The sequence below is a fragment of the Rhodanobacter panaciterrae genome (assembly GCF_014651895.1).
Classification (GTDB): Bacteria; Pseudomonadota; Gammaproteobacteria; order Xanthomonadales; family Rhodanobacteraceae; genus Rhodanobacter; species Rhodanobacter panaciterrae.
Window position 1 is genome coordinate 398,886 of the sequence record NZ_BMXT01000002.1, and the last position, 15,804, is coordinate 414,689.

14 protein-coding genes are annotated in these 15,804 nt (G+C 66.0%); 7 read left to right on the plus strand and 7 right to left on the minus strand.

What is annotated here, in order from left to right; translation table 11 throughout:
- Window positions 1-60: 60 nt before the first annotated feature.
- The 4 genes from IE071_RS11265 to IE071_RS11280 all read left to right on the plus strand — a co-directional run bounded on the left by IE071_RS11265 (window position 61) and on the right by IE071_RS11280 (window position 3,427).
- Complete coding sequence (locus IE071_RS11265) at window positions 61-1,326, plus strand: MFS transporter (RefSeq protein WP_189441294.1); 1,266 nt, start codon at window positions 61-63, stop codon at window positions 1,324-1,326.
- A 51-nt stretch (window positions 1,327-1,377) separates the two neighbouring features.
- The gene (locus tag IE071_RS11270; RefSeq protein WP_189441295.1) at window positions 1,378-2,295 is read left to right on the plus strand and encodes an arginine deiminase-related protein; all 918 of its coding nucleotides are present in this window, start codon (window positions 1,378-1,380) and stop codon (window positions 2,293-2,295) included.
- A gap of 44 nt (window positions 2,296-2,339) precedes the next feature.
- Window positions 2,340-3,008 (plus strand): glutathione S-transferase family protein, encoded by a 669-nt coding sequence (locus IE071_RS11275; protein WP_189441296.1) that lies wholly within the window; start codon window positions 2,340-2,342, stop codon window positions 3,006-3,008.
- Between the two features lie 86 nt (window positions 3,009-3,094).
- Complete coding sequence (locus IE071_RS11280) at window positions 3,095-3,427, plus strand: hypothetical protein (RefSeq protein ID WP_189441297.1); 333 nt, start codon at window positions 3,095-3,097, stop codon at window positions 3,425-3,427.
- Window positions 3,428-3,534: 107 nt separating this feature from the next.
- Here the strand turns inward: IE071_RS11280 and IE071_RS11285 are convergent, their stop codons facing one another.
- The 7 genes from IE071_RS11285 to rsgA form a co-directional block, all read right to left on the minus strand.
- Complete coding sequence (locus tag IE071_RS11285) at window positions 3,535-4,383, minus strand: OmpA family protein (RefSeq protein WP_189441298.1); 849 nt, start codon at window positions 4,381-4,383, stop codon at window positions 3,535-3,537.
- Between the two features lie 34 nt (window positions 4,384-4,417).
- On the minus strand, window positions 4,418-4,579 hold the full coding sequence (locus IE071_RS11290) for a hypothetical protein (protein ID WP_189441299.1): 162 nt from the start codon (window positions 4,577-4,579) through the stop codon (window positions 4,418-4,420).
- A 10-nt stretch (window positions 4,580-4,589) separates the two neighbouring features.
- Window positions 4,590-7,283 carry a pyruvate dehydrogenase (acetyl-transferring), homodimeric type gene (aceE, locus tag IE071_RS11295; RefSeq protein WP_189441300.1) on the minus strand — a complete coding sequence of 898 codons (2,694 nt, stop codon included), beginning with the start codon at window positions 7,281-7,283 and terminating at the stop codon, window positions 4,590-4,592.
- A gap of 188 nt (window positions 7,284-7,471) precedes the next feature.
- Complete coding sequence (locus tag IE071_RS11300) at window positions 7,472-9,763, minus strand: NADP-dependent malic enzyme (protein WP_189441301.1); 2,292 nt, start codon at window positions 9,761-9,763, stop codon at window positions 7,472-7,474.
- Between the two features lie 123 nt (window positions 9,764-9,886).
- Complete coding sequence (locus tag IE071_RS11305) at window positions 9,887-11,176, minus strand: peptidase MATCAP family protein (RefSeq protein WP_189441302.1); 1,290 nt, start codon at window positions 11,174-11,176, stop codon at window positions 9,887-9,889.
- The gene (locus IE071_RS11310; protein WP_189441303.1) at window positions 11,173-11,661 is read right to left on the minus strand and encodes a hypothetical protein; all 489 of its coding nucleotides are present in this window, start codon (window positions 11,659-11,661) and stop codon (window positions 11,173-11,175) included. The genes IE071_RS11305 and IE071_RS11310 overlap by 4 nt, the downstream gene beginning before the upstream one ends.
- Before the next feature lie 89 nt (window positions 11,662-11,750).
- Complete coding sequence (gene rsgA, locus IE071_RS11315) at window positions 11,751-12,806, minus strand: ribosome small subunit-dependent GTPase A (protein WP_189441304.1); 1,056 nt, start codon at window positions 12,804-12,806, stop codon at window positions 11,751-11,753.
- 163 nt (window positions 12,807-12,969) lie between these two features.
- On the opposite strand from rsgA, the gene IE071_RS11320 reads away from it, so the two are divergent.
- The 3 genes from IE071_RS11320 to IE071_RS11330 all read left to right on the plus strand — a co-directional run bounded on the left by IE071_RS11320 (window position 12,970) and on the right by IE071_RS11330 (window position 15,799).
- Window positions 12,970-14,217 carry an aminotransferase class I/II-fold pyridoxal phosphate-dependent enzyme gene (locus IE071_RS11320; RefSeq protein ID WP_189441305.1) on the plus strand — a complete coding sequence of 416 codons (1,248 nt, stop codon included), beginning with the start codon at window positions 12,970-12,972 and terminating at the stop codon, window positions 14,215-14,217.
- Between the two features lie 8 nt (window positions 14,218-14,225).
- Window positions 14,226-14,840, plus strand: a complete 615-nt coding sequence (locus IE071_RS11325) for an SGNH/GDSL hydrolase family protein (RefSeq protein ID WP_229792868.1) — start codon at window positions 14,226-14,228, stop codon at window positions 14,838-14,840.
- A 101-nt stretch (window positions 14,841-14,941) separates the two neighbouring features.
- The gene (locus IE071_RS11330; RefSeq protein ID WP_189441306.1) at window positions 14,942-15,799 is read left to right on the plus strand and encodes a UDP-2,3-diacylglucosamine diphosphatase; all 858 of its coding nucleotides are present in this window, start codon (window positions 14,942-14,944) and stop codon (window positions 15,797-15,799) included.
- Window positions 15,800-15,804: the final 5 nt, after the last annotated feature.

Genomic DNA, 15,804 nt, shown 5'->3' on the forward strand with positions numbered 1-15,804 from the left:
CCCCGGCACTTTGCCGGTGGTCGCGGCAGCCGGATAATGGCCGCCCCGCAAGGACACCCGATGCCATCTGCCACTTCGCCGACAGCGGGCTCGCTGCGCCAACACCATGCGTTTGTCGCGTTCTGGTTCGCCCGGATCGCCTCCGGTTTCGGCTTCCAGATGCTGTCGGTGGCGGTGGGCTGGCAGATCTACGCGATCACCGGCCGCGCATTCGACCTCGGACTGATCGGACTGGTGCAGTTCGTGCCGTCGGTGCTGCTGGCGTTGCCGGCCGGGCATGTCGCCGACCAGTTCGAGCGGAGGCGCATCGTGCTGTTCGGGCAGATCGTGGAATGGATCGCGATCGCCGTGCTGGCTGGCTTGAGTCTCGCGCACGGCATCCACGAGATTGGCATCCTGCTGCTGGTGTTCGTGATCGGTATCGCCAAGGCGTTCGAATTTCCGGCGCTGCAGTCGATGCTGCCGGCGCTGGTACCGGCGGAGATCCTGCCGCGGGCGATGGCGGTGAACGCGTCGGCCGGACAGGCGGCGATGATCATGGGCCCGGCGCTGGGCGGTTTGCTGTACGTCGCCGGCCCGGGCGTGGTGTATTCCGTCTGCGGTGCGTTGTATCTGGTCTCGGTGGTGCTGATGGCCCGGCTGCGCTACGAGCAGGCACCGCCGAAGCGCGAACCGGCCACATTGAAGACGCTGTTCGCCGGCGTGCATTTCATCCGCGAGCGCAAGGACGTACTTGGCGTGATCTCGCTGGATCTGTTCGCCGTACTGCTGGGCGGCGCCACTGCGCTGTTGCCGATCTTCGCGAAGGACATCCTGCATACCGGCCCATGGGGGCTGGGCCTGCTGCGCGCGGCGCCGGCGGTCGGCGCGTTGCTGATGTCGGTGTGGCTGGCGCGGCACAGCATGCAGCGGCGGGTCGGCGCGATCATGTTTGCTTCGGTCGCCGGCTTCGGCGCGGCGACGCTGGTATTCGCGGTGTCCACCACGTTGTGGTTGTCGCTGATCGCGCTGTTCGCGCTGGGTGCGTTTGACATGGTCAGCATGGTGATCCGCGGCGCACTGGTGCAGCTGGATACGCCGGACGACATGCGCGGCCGGGTCAGCGCAGTGAATGCGATCTTCATCAACACCTCCAACCAGCTCGGCGAATTCGAGTCGGGCATGCTCGCCGCGTGGCTGGGTGCGGTGGGTGCCACGGTGATCGGCGGCATCGGTACGCTGGTGGTGGTCGGCCTGTGGATGGGGATGTTCCCGAGTCTGCGCCGGCGCCAGCAGCTGCATGTGGCGGCGGCTGCGCCAGAGCAGCCGGCAGCAGATATTCTCTGACGTTCCAGCCGCACGGCACCGTGCGTGTCTGCCGCCATCCGGAGCCGTACCGTGATCACCACGTCGCCGAGCGAATTCCTCGAAGCCTATGCCGCGCTGGCCCCGTTGCCGGATGCCGCGGCCACCGCGCGGGCGGCGTATCTGGTCGCCCCGGCCGAGTTCACGCTGGCGACGGAATCGGCGCGCGACAACCGCTACATGGACATGAGCCTCACGGTCGATCCGTTGAAGGCGCTGGCCCAGCACAGCGCACTGGCGCAGGCCTTGCGCGGCGACTGCCCGGTGATCACGTTTCCCGGCAATCCGGCCACGCCCGACGCGGTATTTCCCAACAACGTGTTCGGCACCGCGCCCGGCCGGCTGATCATCGGCCGCATGCGTCACGCCGTGCGTCAGCGCGAAGCCGAGCGCACCGACATCCGCAACTTCTTCGGCGACGTACTGGGCTACGACGAGATCGACCTGTCCGGCTGCGAGGATCTGGTCGCCGAACTGACCGGCTCGCTGATCATCGATCGTGTGCGCGGCGTCGGTTACTGCGGCCTCAGCGAACGCTGCGACCTGGCCGGCGCGCACGCGATGCACCAGGCGTTCGATCTGCGCCTGACGTTCTGTTTCGAGCTGGCCGAATTCGAATACCACACCAATGTAGTGCTGGCCCTGCTGGCCAGCCGCGCCGCGATCATCGCCGCCGATGGCTTCCGCGACCCGGCCGTGCCGCAGGCAATCGCCAAGGCCTACGGCGACCGCGCGATCTGGCTGACTCCGGCACAGAAGCAGGCGTATGCCGGCAATGCGATCACCCTGTCCGACGAGCGCGTGTGGATGAGCGCCTGCGCCGTCTCCTCGCTGACCGACGAGCAGATCGAGGCGCTGAGCGGCTACGGTTTTGCGGTCGGCGCGGTGGACCTGAGCGAGATCGAGAAAGCCGGCGGTAGCTTGCGCTGCTGTGTGGGCGAGATTTACTGATCCATCGATCGCCAATCCTTTCCCGTTGCACCACGGAGCGCCTCATGATCACCGTTCACCATCTGAACAATTCGCGCTCGCAGCGCATCCTGTGGCTGCTGGAAGAGCTCGGCGTGCCGTACGAGATCAAGCGCTACCAGCGCGATCCGAAAACCATGCTGGCACCGCCGGAATTGCGCGCGGTGCATCCGCTGGGCAAGTCACCGGTGATCACCGATGGCGAGCTCACCCTGGCCGAATCCGGCGCGATCATCGAATACCTCGCCGACCGCTACGGCGCCGGCATGCTGATCCCCACGCCCGGCACGCCGGAACGGCTGCGCTGCAACTACTGGCTGCATTACGCCGAGGGCTCGGCGATGCCGCCGCTGCTGCTGAAGCTGGTGTTCCGCAAAGTCGAGAGCGCACCCGCGCCGTTCTTCGTGAAGCCGATTGCCAAGGGCATCGCACACAAGGTGATGAGCAGCTTTGTCGATCCACAACTCAAGCTGCACCTGGATTATCTGGAAGGTGAGCTGGGCAAAAGCGAATGGTTTGCCGGCGACGCGTTCAGTGCGGCCGACATCCAGCTGAGCTTTCCACTCGAAGCCTTCGCGGCACGCGGAGGACTGGACGCCGGCTACCCGCGCTTGTCGGCGTTCCTGCAACGCATCCATGCACGACCGGCGTATCAGCGTGCCCTGCAGCAGGGTGGCGAATACCGGCTGGGCTGAACGGTTCAGTGCTGCAGGCATCGCTGTTTACGCGTCGCTCACGACGCCACTGGCAGCCTGTGACATCTGAGCCAATGGAGAACGCCATGCGCAACCGTGATATCGAACGCCAGATCCGCGACACCGCCGACCACGCCGGCGAACGTGCGCGCCATTACGCTGACGGCGCTGCCAGCACTGCGCAGAGCCTGCTCGAGCGTGGCCGTCGCCGCATCAACGAGCGCTTCGGCAGAAGCAGCAAGCAGTACGGCCAGCAGTTGACCCAGGCTGCCGAGGATTTTGCCGACGAGGCGAATTACCACTACCGCCGGTTGCGTCGTCAGGTCAACCGCCATCCAGCCGCCACGGTGGCGATCGTCGCCGGCACCATCGGTGCATTCCTGTTGTTGCGCCGCGCGTTTCGCAGCGACGACGAGTAGGCGCCATGCATCAACGCAGAAAGGCCGGACGAGTGATCGTCCGGCCTTTCCGTTTGTGCTGACGAAACGGCTCATCGATCGTGGAAAGTCCACTTCAGCGCGACAGCTCAGCGACCAGTGTGCGGCTGCTCGCTCACCACGTGGTCGAGCACCCACACCACGAACGGGCCGTCGGCGCCGGAGAACACGTAGCGGGAGCCCGGGTCCTTGGACGGGTTATCCATTTTCACGTCCGAGCGATACGCCTTGACGACCAGCTCGTAGTCGTTGCCCTCGACATAGTTGAAGCCCTGGATGCGACCATGCCAGTTCCTCCACGGGCCGTTCTCGCTCTCGCGCACGCGGTAGCAGTAACCCGAGGAGTCGTCGCAGGGCACCGTGTGCGAGCCGATCCATACCGTGCGGGTCACGCTGCGTCTGCCCGGCGCGATGGCGACAGGTGCTGCACTGCCGGCGTCGCTCATGGTGGTGTTGATGACGACGCGACGATTCGGCGCCAGGCAGGCGATCAGCCTCGTGCCCTTCTGATCCGGGCAGTCGACCACGGGATTGGTCGCTCCACGGCCTTCAGTCTGAATCACCCCGGCCGGCACGCCATGCGTCACCAGGTAATCGCGTACCGCCTCGGCGCGTTGCGCGGAAAGCTTCCGGTTGGCCTGCTCGCTGCCGATCCGGTCGGTGTAGCCCAGCACCTGCACCGAGTCGATCTGCGCTGCGGCCTTCAGCTTGTCGGCCAGCGCGTCCAGCTCGGTATTGTCGGCGGATCTCAGCCGCCCCTTGCCGAACGCGAACAGCGCATCGGCCGACAGGCTCTGCTGCTGCGCCGGCATGGCGGCGGGCGCCACTTGTGGCTCCGGTGGCAACGGAGTCGGTTGTGGGGCCTCCGTGTGGCAGCCGGCCAGCGCCAGCGTGACGGCGCCGCCGAGGAGGTAAACGTACGGACGTAGGGTTTGCATGGTCATTCCTCATGTGTCGAATGACTATCGGAAATCACCCGCGATAGCGGGCATCACCGAAGCCGTCGCCGTCCATCACCGGTTCCCCCACGCCCTGCAGGATATAGCGGCTGACCGCTGCGCCGGGTGCAGCGGAGGTGAAGAAAACCGTTCGGGCATAAAAAAACCCCGCCGAAGCGGGGCTTTTCTTGCGCATGACCGACTACTTACTGACCCATCGGATTGGGCCGGTCCGGATCGAGCTTGTATTCCTTGATCGCGCGACTGACATCCTTCGCATTCATCTTGCCGTCCTTCGCCAGTGCGGCCAGCGCGGCATGCGCGATCCAGTACCGGTCGACCTCGAAGAAGTCGCGCAGATGCGCACGCGTATCCGAACGACCGAAGCCGTCGGTGCCGAGCACGGTGTAGCGCATGCCATCGGGCATGAACGCGCGGATCTGGTCGGCGAATTCACGCACGTAGTCAGAGGCGGCAATGGCCGGACCCTGACGGCCGTCGAGCAATCCGGTGACATACGGTACGCGCTGCTCCGCTTCCGGATGCAGACGATTCCAGCGCTCGGCATCGAAGCCGTCGCGGCGCAGCTCGATGAAGCTGGGGCACGACCAGATGTCGGACTTCACGCCGAAATCCTTCTCCAGCAGCTCGGCCGCCGCGATCACTTCGCGCAGGATCGTGCCCGAGCCGAGCAGCTGCACGCGCGGCTCGCCCTTCTTCGGCTTGCCGCCATCCTTGAACAGGTACATGCCCTTGATGATGCCGTCCTCGACACCTTGCGGCAGGTCGGGATGGTTGTAGTTCTCGTTCATCACGGTGATGTAGTAGTAGATGTCCTCCTGCTCCTGCATCATCCGGCGCGTGCCGTCCTGCAGGATCACCGCGACCTCGTACGAGAACGTCGGGTCGTACGACTTCACGTTCGGGATCGCGCCGGACATCAGATGCGAATGGCCGTCCTCATGCTGCAGGCCCTCGCCGTTGAGCGTGGTGCGGCCGGCGGTACCGCCGATCAGGAAGCCGCGCGAGCGCATGTCGCCCGCGGCCCAGCACAGATCGCCGATGCGCTGGAAACCGAACATCGAGTAGTAGATGAAGAACGGCAGCATCGCCTGGTTGCTGATCGAATAGCTGGTCGCCGCGGCCATCCACGAGGCCATGCCGCCGGCCTCGCTGATGCCTTGCTGCAACACCTGGCCCTTCTGGTCCTCGCGGTAATACAGCAGCTGGTCGGAATCCTGCGGCCTGTACTTCTGGCCGAACGGCGCATAGATGCCGATCTGGCGGAACATGCCTTCCATGCCGAACGTGCGCGCCTCGTCGGCGACGATCGGCACCACGCGCTCGCCGAGCTGCTTGTCGCGCAGCAGCAGGTTGATGCCGCGCACCAGCGCCATCGTGGTGGAGATTTCGCGCTCGCCGGTACCCTTGGTGATCTGCTCGAAGGCGGCCAGCTCCGGCGTCTTCAACTTCGCCTCGGCCTTGCGCCGGCGCTGCGGCAGGAAGCCGCCGAGCGCCTTGCGCCGATCCAGCATGTACTGCACTTCCGGCGAGTCCTTGCCCGGGTGGTAGTACGGCACGTCCTTCAGCTTATCGTCGCTGATCGGGATCTGGAAACGGTCGCGGAAATGCCGCACCGCTTCCTCGTCCAGCTTCTTCTGCTGGTGGGTCGGGTTCTGCGACTCGCCGGCCGCGCCCATGCCGTAACCCTTCACCGTCTTGGCCAGGATCACTGTCGGCATGCCCTTGGTATTCGACGCCGCGTGGTAGGCCGCGTAGACCTTGTGCGGATCGTGGCCGCCGCGGTTCAGCCGCCAGATGTCGTCGTCGCTCAAGTTGGCGACCATCTCGCGCGTCTCCGGGTACTTGCCGAAGAAATGCTCGCGCGTATACGCGCCGCCGAACGCCTTGCATGCTTGGTATTCGCCATCGACGGTTTCCATCATCAGCTTGCGCAGCACGCCCTTGGTGTCGCGCGCGAGTAGCGGATCCCAGTAGCTGCCCCAAGCCAGCTTGATCGCATTCCAGCCGGCGCCACGGAACACACCTTCCAGTTCCTGGATGATCTTGCCGTTGCCACGCACCGGGCCGTCCAGCCGCTGCAGGTTGCAGTTGATCACGAAGATCAGGTTGTCCAGGCCTTCGCGGCCAGCCAACGAGATCGCGCCGAGCGACTCCGGCTCGTCGGTTTCGCCGTCGCCGAGGAAGCACCATATCTTGCGGTCGCTCTTCGGCATCAGGCCGCGGTGTTCCAGATACTTGAAGAACTGCGCCTGATAGATCGCCTGGATCGGACCCAGACCCATCGACACCGTCGGCACCTGCCAGTAGTCCGGCATCAGCCACGGATGCGGATACGACGACAGCGCGCGGCCCTTGCCGACCACTTCCATGCGGAACAGATCCATCTGCTCCTCGTCGATGCGGCCTTCGAGGAACGAGCGTGCGTAGACGCCCGGGCTGGAATGCCCCTGGTGAAAGACCAGATCGCCCGGATGGTCCGCACTCGGCGCACGCCAGAAGTGATTGAAACCGACGTCGTACAGCGTCGCGCTCGACGCGAAGCTGGCGATATGGCCGCCCAGCTCGCCCGGCTTGCGGTTCGCGCGCACCACCATCGCCATCGCATTCCAGCGGATCAACGTGCGGATGCGCCATTCCATCGCGGCATCGCCGGGGCTCTTGGCCTCCTGGCTGGGCGAAATCGTGTTGACGTATTCGGTGGTCGGATTGAACGGCAGGTAGCCGCCCGAACGACGGGTCGAATCGACCATGCGCTCGAGCAGGAAGTGCGCACGCTCGGTGCCATCGTGCTGGATCACCGCATCGAGCGAGTCGATCCACTCGCGGGTTTCGGTGGGGTCGATGTCCTGGTTGAGGATATCGTCGAGCTGATCCATGAAGATTCTCCGCGGCGCCATTGCGGCGCCAGGCTTGAGGGGGACTCCCGCCGTCGGGGATACGGCGAGTCAACGACTGAGTTTAGCCGTCACCAAGCATGAGCGCCAAATGGAGGCCCATTCGCCTGCGCACGGATCGGCCTGTGCTGTGCCTCGGCCACGCATCGGCCGAGGCAATGCCTCATCACTCAGCTGCGACGCTCGCCCTGGGCCGCCCTGATCTGTGCATCCACCGCGGCGATCGCCGTCATGTTGACCACGCGGCGCGCACTGGAGGCCGGGGTGAGGATGTGCGCCGGCCGGTCCAGGCCCATCAGGATCGGCCCGATCGCCACACCATCGGTCATCACCCGCACCATGTTGTAGGTGATATTGGCCGCGTCGAGGTTCGGCAGCACGAACAGGTTGGCACGGCCGCTCAAGGTGGTGTTGGGGAACATCCGATGACGCAACGCCTCGTCCCATGCGGTGTCGGCCTGCATCTCGCCATCCATCTCCAGCTTCGGCATGCGCTCCCTGAGGATCTGCCACACCTTGCGCATCTTCGCGGCGCTGGGGTTGTCGTGGCTGCCGTAGTTGGAGTGCGACAGCAGCGCCACCTTCGGCTCGATGCCGAACAGCTTCAGGCGATACGACGCCTGCATCGTCGCTTCCGCGATCTGCTCGGCGGTCGGGTCGCACTGCACGTGGGTATCGACGAAGAACCACGCGCCCTTGTCGTTGATCACGCCGGTCATCGCCGAGGTGCACTGCACGCCCGGATCGAGCCCGAACACGCTGCGCAGGTAACCGAGCTTCTTGTGGTAGCGCCCGACCAGGCCGCAGATCATCGCGTCGGCCTCGCCACGCTCGACCATCAGCGCGGCAATCAGGGTGGGGCGCGAACGCAGCAGGTTCTTCGCCGCCGCCGGCGACACGCCGCGACGCTCGGTCAACGCATGGTATTGCTGCCAGTAGTCGTTGAAGCGCGGGTCGTCGTTGATGTTGGTCAGCTCGAAATCGACGCCGGCGCGCATGCGCAGGCCGAGGCGCTCGATACGGGTGGCGATGACATCGGGACGCCCGATCAGGATCGGTCGCGCCAGCTTGTCGTCGATCACCGTCTGCACCGCACGCAGCACGACCTCTTCCTCGCCCTCGGCATACACCACGCGTTGCGGGTTGGCCCGCGCGCGCTCGTAGACCGGCTTCATCAGCAGGCCGGTGCGATAGATGAACTGGCCGAGCTTTTCGCGATAGGCGTCCATGTCCTGCAGCGGGCGCATGGCGACGCCAGAGTCCATCGCCGCCTGCGCCACCGCCGACGACAGCATCACCAGCAGGCGTGGATCGAATGGTCGCGGGATCAGGTATTCGGGGCCGAAGGTCGGCACTTCGCCGGCGTAGGCTCCGGCGAGATCGCCCGCTTCCATCCGCGCGATCTGCGCGATCGCGCGCACGCAGGCGATCTTCATCGGCTCGTTGATCACTGTGGCGCCCACATCCAGCGCGCCGCGGAACAGGTACGGGAAACACAGCGCGTTGTTGACCTGGTTCGGATAGTCCGAACGGCCGGTGGCCATGATGCAGTCCGGCCGCACCGCCTTGGCATCTTCCGGCGTGATCTCCGGATTCGGGTTGGCCAGCGCGAAGATGATTGGCCGCGGCGCCATCGTCACCACCATCTCCGGCTTCAGGATGCCGCCGGCGGACAAGCCGAGGAACACGTCCGCGCCGTCGACGATCTCGGCCAGCGTGCGCGCGGTGGTCTCCCGTGCGTAGCGCTGCTTGTCCGGGTCGAGGCCGGTGCGTTCGCTATGGATCACGCCTTCGCGGTCGTAGGCCAGGATGTGCTCGGGTTTCACGCCCAGCGCCACCAGCATGTCCAGGCAGGAGATGCCGGCAGCACCGGCACCGGTGGTGGCGATGCGCACGTCCTCGATGCGCTTGCCGACCACTTCCAGCGCGTTCAGCAACGCGGCGCCGACGATGATCGCGGTGCCGTGCTGGTCGTCGTGGAACACCGGAATCTTCATCCGCTCGCGCAGCTTGCGCTCGACGATGAAGCACTCCGGCGCCTTGATGTCTTCCAGGTTGATGCCGCCGAAGGTCGGCTCGAGGCTGGCGATGATGTCGACCAGTTTGTCCGGGTCGTTCTCGTCGATCTCGATGTCGAACACGTCGATGCCGGCGAACTTCTGGAACAGCACGCCCTTGCCTTCCATCACCGGTTTGGCCGCCAGCGGCCCGATGTTGCCCAGACCCAGCACGGCGGTGCCGTTGGTGATCACCGCAACCAGGTTGGCGCGCGCGGTGTACTCGGCCGCCGTGGTCGGATCTTCGACGATCGCATCGCAGGCCGCGGCGACGCCAGGCGAGTAGGCCAGCGACAGGTCGCGCTGGGTCAGCAGCGAGGTGGTCGGGGTGACCCTGATCTTGCCCGGACGCGGCAAGCGGTGATATTCGAGGGCGGCGAGGCGAAGTTCTTCGGGAAGGGACATCGGCGGCGATTTATCGAGGAAGGGAGTGGCAGCCGACACGGCGACTGACTGCCCGTGATGTTAGCACCGGGGCGGCCCTGACCGGCCCGTTCTTGCGACCTGATGACGCAGGCCGGAACGAGGCTAGACGCTCGACAGCAGCTCATCGCCCTGCACCCGGTTCATGTGGATGCCGTTGATGAAGACCGAGAACGCCAGCTTGCCGGCCAACCCGTGCACATGCTGCATCCACGGTGGCAACCAGCGCGGCGGCAGGATCGCGCCGGAGGCGAAATGCGGCTGCAACGCGATCACATCGTGCAGGGTCAGCTTGCCGGCAAACAGGTGGCGCAGCAGATCCATCCGTTGCTGCTTGAACGCCCAACGGAAGAAGGTGTGCACGGTGAGCAGGCCGGACAAGTACACATTGTCCTTGGCAAATGCTGCACCACCGGTCAGCGGTACGCCGCGGAACACCCGCTGGGCCGAGTGGAAGCTGTCGGCCACACTTTGTCCGCAGGCGCTGAAGTAGCGGTAGACCTCGACGAAGTCGGCGCCGTTCAGCGCCATGTCGATCGCCAGGATGCGCAGGCTGATGCGCTTGAGCCGGGCGATGTCGATCGCGCCAGACATCAGCTCGGCGAATACCGCCAGCCCTTCCTGGGTCGCGGTGACTCGTGGCGAGGTGCGCGCCAGCGAGGTCAGCAGCGGCTGCTGACGCCCGTTCAGCGCGGTCAGCGAGTGCACAAACGCCTCGTGCGCCAGCAGCTGATGACGATCGTATTCGCTGAAGCTGGTGTCGCCGCGCAGGCGGATGCGGGTGGCGCCGGCCGCCGCCTTGGCAGTCAGCTCGGCATCCACTTCCACCTTGATCATGCCGGCGCCGAAGAAATCATCCAGCGTCTTCGCCAGCTCGTCGCGCAGCTCGGCGGCCGGCATGTCCACACTGCTGTCGTCGGCGAGCAGATCCGCGCCCAGCTCGTCGGATAGTTCGACGAAATAATGTGCCGCGTCGAGATTGCTGCGCTGGCTGCCGGGGATCAGATCGCCCGGCTTGCCATACAACGCGATCGACGGCGCGGTGACGCCCGCGGTACCGACCGACTCCAGCATCTCGGCGGCGATCCGCCACGACTCGGCCGTGCGGCGCAGGTAATCGCCGAGTGGATCGATATCGTTCGGATCGCTGCCGCCCGCGTCTGCCTCGATCGCCGCCAGTTCGGTGCGTGCCGCGGCCAGGTCCGGCCGTGTGTAAGTCACCTCGGGCAAGGCGAACCGGCCGTTGCCGTAGGCCTCGATCATGCGGGTTTCCAGCGACGCCGGCCACGCCACCGTCGGCAGGATGTGGATGCCGCGCACCGCCGCCAGCAGGCGCTGGTCGAGCGCGGCGTAGCGCTGCAGTTCGGGCGCGATGGCGCCGGCTGGCGCGCTCATCGCGAAGCTCCGCGCAAGGCATCGACGCGCTCGATCAGTTCGGTCGCAATCGGGTCGGGATTGAACGCGCTCATGAAGCCACGCGGACTGGCCGGCATGAAGGTGAGATTGCGCCCGAAGCGGGAATCCGTCCGCAGCATCAGCGTGACGCGCCGCGGATTGGTCATCGTGCTGGCATTGACGTTCATCACGTCGCGCAGCGCCACGCGGATCTTCTCGCCACGGTTCGTCACCACCAGGTTGTCGCCGTCCAGCCAGACCTCGTCCAACAGGTCATGCAGCAGCTTGCGGTAGAGCAGGAACATCACGCCAAGCATGAACAGCGGCATCAGCAGCAGCGGCAAAAATGGCTGCGACGACGCGTCGGCACGGGCATGTTGCATCGCCCATATCTGCAAGCCAAAGGCGGTCAGCACAAAACCGACCCAAAGCACCGGAAAGACCCGCTTGTAGAAGAACGTGAGGGACGACGACAACCGACGCATGCCTGCGCTCCGCAACATGAGATGTCGCGATACTAGATGCTTTGCGGCATCCCGTCCGCAACCGTCATCGCACGGCCGCCGAACCCGAATCAGTCCCGCTCGCGCTGCCCACGATGCCCATGCGGCCGCTCGATCGGCCGGCCACCGCGCTGCCGGCGCAGGCGTGCTTCCAGTGTCGCCGCCTGCTCCTCGCGTTCGTCGTGCAGCTTGAGATAATTGCGCCAGCGCCCCGGCGTCAGCTCGCCGTTGTCCAGCGCCACCTGGATCGCGCAGCCCGGCTCGCTGCCGTGGCCACAGTCGGCGAAGCGGCAACGCTCGGCCAGCACCTCGATGTCGGCGAACAGGTCGAGGTTTTCCTCGCCGGTGAGCTTCAGCTCGCGCATGCCGGGCGTGTCGATCAGGCAGCCGCCGCTGGGCAACTGCAGCAGGGCGCGATGGGTGGTGGTATGTCGGCCACGGCTGTCGTGACTGCGTACTTCGGCGGTGGCCATCGTCGCCGTGCCGAGCAAGGTGTTGGTCAGGGTGGATTTGCCGGCACCGGACGAACCGACCAGCACCGCGCTGTCACCCGGCTGCAGGTACTGCGCGAGCAGCGCCACGCTGGCCGGGTCCTTGCAGTTCAGCGCATGGATCGGCGTGACGTCCGGCAGGCGCGCACGCAAGGCGGCGATCTGTTCGGCAGCATCCTCGCGCGTGTCCAGCTTGCTCAGCAGCACCACCGGCTGCGCGCCGGAATCCTCGGTCAGCGACAGGTAGCGCTCGATCCGCGCCGGATTGAAGTCGCCATCCAGTCCGGTCAGCACCAGCACGTAGTCGATATTGGTGGCGATCAGCTGGCGCTCGTAACGCTCGCCCGCCGCCGCCCGCGACAGCACGGTGCGCCGTGGCGCCACCGTGACGATATGCGGGGGCGTGCCGCTTTGCACCTCGACGAAATCGCCGACGACCGGCCGCTCGCCGGGGTCGATGCCGCGCTTGAGAAAGCGTCCGTCCGGCTGCGCGCCGAACAGGGTTTCGCCATCGTGCAATTCGTAGCCCGCACGATGCTGGGCGACTACCCGCGCCAGTCGCAAGCCACCAGCGGGCAAGACGTCGCCACGCCAGCCGATGTGCCGCAGCCGCTCGATCGTTTCGGCATCACTCATGGCGAAGGTCTGTCTGCATGATCTGGCGATTATGCCCTGCCCGGAGATTGCCCGCCGATGAACCGGAATCCGACCCCACCGGCGCTCGCGCTGCACTGCATCACGCTGCTAGCATCGACCTGCCGGCGATGGCGTCGGCTGTTGACTTCAAAGGATACCGGTGGTGGCTTCGATCACACCCAGTGCGCACCTGGCGGACGTGCGCTACGAAATCCGCGGCGCGCTGACCCGGCGCGCGCGCGAGCTGGAGGCCGCCGGCCTCGACATCATCAAGCTCAACATCGGCAACCCGGGACGTTACGGCTTCGAGGCGCCGGCGCATCTGCGCGAGGCGATCGCCCGTCACCTGCACGACAGCGAAGCCTACGGCCATGAGCAAGGCCTGGAAATTGCCCGCGAAACGATCGCCGCGCAGCAGCGCGCTCGTGGCGCCAGGCACGTCGAGCCCGAGCGCATTTTCATCGGCAACGGCGTCAGCGAACTGATCGACCTGTCGCTGCGCGCGTTGCTGCAACCCGGCGACGAGGTGCTGCTGCCGAGCCCGGACTACCCGTTGTGGAGCGCCGCCACCATCCTCAACGGCGGCCAGCCGCGCTATTACCACTGCCTCGCCAGCCACGATCACCAGCCCGATCCGGACGAGATCGAAGCACTGATCACGCCGCGCACCCGTGCGCTGGTACTGATCAATCCGAACAACCCGACCGGCGCGGTGTATCCACGCGCGCTGCTGCAACGGCTGGTGGCGATCGCGGCGCGGCACCGCCTGCTGCTGCTCGCCGACGAGATTTACGACGAGATCCTGTACGACGGCGCCACCTTCCAGCCGCTGGCCGAAGTGGCCGGCGAATTGCCCTGCCTCAGCTTCGGTGGTCTGTCCAAGGTGCATCGCGCCTGCGGTTACCGGGTCGGCTGGATGAGCCTGTCCGGCGATCCGGCGCGTACGGCGGCCTATCGCGATGCGCTGCAATTGCTTGCCGCATTGCGCCTGTGCGCCAACGTGACCGCGCAATGGGCGGTGCCACCGGCACTGCAGAGCGCGCCCACGATCGGCGCACTGACCGCGCCCGGCGGCCGCCTGCACGAGGCGCGACGCATCGTGCTGGAAGCGGTTGCCGCCAGCGATTACCTGGAGCTGGTCGCCCCGGACGGTGCGCTGTACGCGTTCCCGCAAGTGCGCGCCGACCGTTTCGCCGACTTCGACGACGAGGCGTTTGCCCTGCGCCTGCTGGAAGAAGAATCGGTGTTGGTGGTGCCCGGCAGCAGCTTCAACGTGCCGCGCAGCCGCCACTTCCGGCTGACCCTGCTGCCGCCGCCGGCACAGCTGCATGAGGTCTTCGTGCGGATCGAGCGGGTGCTGGCACGCATGGCGCACGAACAAGCCCAAGCCCCCGCTGCCGCCGTGGCTTGAGCCGTCCCATGATGTCTGCCGCGGCTACGCTGCACTATCTCGCCCTTGGTGATTCCTACACCATCGGCGAGGCGGTCGATGCGCAACAACGCTGGCCAGCCGAGCTGGTGCAGCGGCTGCGCAAGGCCGGCGTGGTGATCGACGATCCACGCATCATCGCGACTACCGGCTGGACAACCGACGAGCTGGCGCAAGGCATGGACGCGGCGTCACTGGCGCCTGCATACGATCTGGTCACGCTGCAGATCGGCGTCAACAATCAGTACCGCGGCCGCACAGCCGACGACTACCGCGATGAGTTCGCTGGCCTGCTGGCCCGCGCGATCATGCTGGCCGGTGGCCACGCCGCGCACGTGGTGGTGGTGTCGATCCCCGACTGGGGTGTCACCCGCTTTGCGCGCGAGCAGGATCGCGATCCCGCCATCATTGCCAGTGAACTGGACGCCTACAACACGATCGCCCGCGACGAGAGCCATCGTGCCGGCGCCCACTTCGTCGATATCACCGGCATCTCACGCGCGCATCCGGAACTCGTCGCCGACGACGGCCTGCATCCCTCGGCGGCGCAATACGCCTTGTGGGTGGAGGCGATCGAGCCGATCGTTCACGCGGCACTCCACTGACACGACCAGCTCGACGGCAACGCGGCTGCAACCTGTTCGCCATGGCACGGTGACGTAGCGATCGCACACTGGCGCCCCGGGCAACTACCGGGAGCCGTGCCATGACCACCTTTCATTGCCGCAGCGCCTTCATCTCCGACGTGCATCTGGGCACGCCCGACTGCAAGGCCACTTATCTGCTCGATTTCCTGCGCCAGCTGCGCTGCGAAAAGCTCTATCTGGTCGGCGACATCATCGATCTGGAGGCACTGGCAAAACGGTACTGGTGGCACGCCGGGCACAGCGCCGTGATCGCCGAGATATTCGCGCTGGCGCAGCGCGGGGTCGAGGTCATCTACATTCCGGGCAATCACGATGCGCCGATGCGCGGCTTGCATGGGCAGAACTTCGGCGGCGTGCGGATCGAACTGGACGCCGTGCACGTCGGCGCCGATGGCCGCCGATACCACGTCAGCCACGGTGACGAATTCGATCCCGAGCAGGTTGGCCGCCGCTGGATGCTGCAGTTCGGCGAAGCGATGCACCGCTTCATCTGCTGGAGCAATCGTCGCCTGCACGCCATGCGGCAACGGCTGGAACTGCCCTACCTGCCGCTGTCGATCATCATCAAATCGCATATCGGCAAGGCGCTGGCGTATATCCATGCCTATGAGGAGCGCGTTGCCGCCGATGCCAGCAAGCGCGGTTTCGATGGGCACATCTGCGGACATATCCACTTCGGCCATGTACGCGAACTGGATGGCGTGCTCTATCTCAACGATGGCGACTGGGTGGAGCACTGCACGGCGCTGGTCGAGGACCATACTGGTGCGATGGAACTGATCCACTGGAGCGAACAGTCCACTGCGCTGGGCCGGGCCAGCCGCGAGCTGGTGTGGCCGTCACCTGCAGCGGCGCTGGCGCTGGCACCGCTAGGCGTCAGCCGACGCCATCTGGGTGAGCTGCGCCGGGCCGCCTGAGTCAG